The 2,570-nt window shown below is 49.6% G+C and carries 2 protein-coding genes; both read left to right on the top strand.

The annotated features are described in order from the left end of the window. A partial coding sequence (locus tag FN633_RS11970) for an ADP-ribosylglycohydrolase family protein (protein WP_208674067.1) occupies nucleotides 1–2,104 on the top strand: 2,104 nt, incomplete at its 5' end. 71 nt (nucleotides 2,105–2,175) lie between these two features. Next, a partial coding sequence (locus tag FN633_RS18395; RefSeq protein ID WP_208674059.1) for a putative T6SS immunity periplasmic lipoprotein occupies nucleotides 2,176–2,570 on the top strand: 395 nt, incomplete at its 3' end.

Below are 2,570 nucleotides of genomic sequence, written 5' to 3'. Positions count from 1 at the left end.
AAGTTTTCCTTACCCTGATGGCCTTATCGCTACCCATGGAGCTCGTATGTCCCTAAACAGTCTCAACAGCCCCTTAATCATTGCCTCGGTTGAAGTGCCTACTGGTCAAGGGCATATTGGCATGACAATTTGTCCGGGAAAACATCAGCAAAATGCTTTATCAGGACAGTTTCAGCGAGACCTCGCTCTTGACCTGGATCTTATAAAATCCTGGGGGGCCTCTGCCGTAGTGAGCCTGATGACGGATGAGGAACTTGCCAGTTTACACGTTGAAGCGCTTGGTACTGAAGTTGAAGCCAGAGACATGGATTGGTTTCAGTTGCCCATTACCGATCGGGCGATGCCGGACGAACTATTTGAGCGTCGCTGGGTTTATGCTGGCCTCCGGTTACGTACCCTTCTTCGTGACGGAAAACGCATCCTTGTACATTGCCGTAGCGGCCTTGGGCCCATCGGACTCATTTCAGCAAGATTATTGATCGAACTCGGAATGGCGGCGGAAGACGCTATCGCTGCGGTTAACAAGGCCAGACCGGGTAGTCTGGACTCAACCATTCAGAAGCAATATCTCAATGCACTACCACTTCCACATAATGATGCCTGGTTAGATCGCGTTTTAGGTTGTTTGCTGGGTGGGGCTGTCGGTGATGCTTTTGGTTATACCGTTGAATTTGATTCACTAGAGGAAATCCGCCAGACGTTTGGCAATGAAGGACTGACCAGGCCCATCCTGCAACAGGGCAAACTGGTGGTCAGTGATGATACCCAAATGACCCTGTTTACCCTTGAAGGTATTTTGCGCGCTACCAATGAGCACGGCGTTATTAACCTGTCCCGTGCGCTGGAAGAGATACGTCGTGCTTATCTCGACTGGTACGATACCCAGCAAAATAAATCAGGATCGCATTTTGGTTGGCTGGCTTCACGAGCAAGCATGCGGACAAGGCGTGCTCCCGGTAATACGTGCCTGTCAGCGCTAAAAGTGGGCGGGACAGGCAGTATCGAAAAACCGATAAATGACTCAAAGGGCTGTGGTGGTGTAATGCGTACCGCCCCCATTGGCTTCTTACAGGATATTGATCCGTTTGATCTCGCTGCCCGTGCGGCAGCATTAACGCATGGCCACGTTGATGGCTGGGCTTCTTCAGGTATTTTGCCCAGAATTATCGCTCGCTTAATCAAAGGGGAAGAGGAATTCCTCGCCCTGCGTAATGGCTATAGCGACGGTAGTGAATGGGGGCACGTCTATGGAAAAACGGCCAATACCGAGCCTTATCTATTAGCCCAAAAACTTGCCCGTGAAATGCGTTTCAATCCACATGAAGCCATCCAGCAACTGGGAGAAGGCTGGGTGGGTGAGGAAGCGCTGGCGATTGGCCTGTATGCTTTTCTTTCAGCCCGTAGTTTTCGCGATACGCTGATACGAGCAACCAATCACGACGGAGATAGTGATTCAACGGCATCCATTGCAGGTCAGCTTTGGGGAGCTAAACACGGTCTGAACGATATTCCTCAGGCATGGGTACGTCGGCTTGATGTATTAGATGAAATACTTTACCTGGCTCAGCATATGCAAAACTGGCGTAATCAGGTTGATAAGCAAAGCAGTGGGCAGCCGAGTATTGATAAAGGTATTCAGCCCTGTATCCGCATGATGGAAATGACGCATGAGTTGCATGTGCTGGGTTACCAAAAAATCCGCGTATTTCCCTCGATGTCACCATCAGGTTGCCATTGGCGGCTGGAGTGGGTACCAGATTACAGCGTTCCCTCTGCAGTCATGCCCCCCAAACATTCGAATGAGCGCGAGATTGCACGTTACTCAAGCGGTGCTGGCTGGCACCCCTTTGAATGGCAGAATGTTAAGTCACTTTCGGCACTCGAGATGGCACAACAGTTTTTACACCAGTTCCCGGAACTGGCTCGTGCTGGCAAAGGGGATGACTGGGCCTATGCGGGGTGGCTGACCAAGCTCCTTGGTGAAGTAAGGCAAGGAAAATTACCCTATTTCCTTGCGGACTGGGATATCGATCTGAGCAGCGGAATACCCATGCATGGTGGAGAGCCCTTTCCTCTGCCGCCTGAAATTAAGCGGCAAGGGTAGGAACGTGAAGGTATTGTAAATACTGTACACGACACAGCCCGGCGGTGCGTACTCTATTGGAGCTTGTTTAGATGGAGTGGAAATTCCTTTTGCTCACCCCATTGTTTCTCGCTGCCTGTAGCATGGAACATAACGCCTACCGGGTGGCTGACATAAGTATTAAAGACAACCAACCCTGTATTTCAGTTAATAATGACCCCACTATTAAAAGCGGTCATGCGAAATTACTTACGCTGTCATTGTCAGCCCGTGATGCAAAGGGTCAAATGCAGGAAGTATGGAAACAAGACAATTTCGACAGTCCTTCATATACTATACAGGCGGGACAGTGCATTCCTGTTAAATATCAGTTCAATCGAAACAAGGAATACAGCATAACTGTTATTACTGCGCAACCACAGGACAAGTTTGCAAACAAACGACTCTGGTCTGGCAGTTTCAGACTTAATGATCTTGTGCCGGAATA

Origin of the sequence: Pseudescherichia vulneris, from assembly GCF_902164725.1 — a bacterium.
GTDB classification, from domain to species: Bacteria; Pseudomonadota; Gammaproteobacteria; order Enterobacterales; family Enterobacteriaceae; genus Pseudescherichia; species Pseudescherichia vulneris.
Note: the sequence above shows the minus strand (reverse complement) of the source record. Positions and strands in the feature narration are given on the sequence as shown.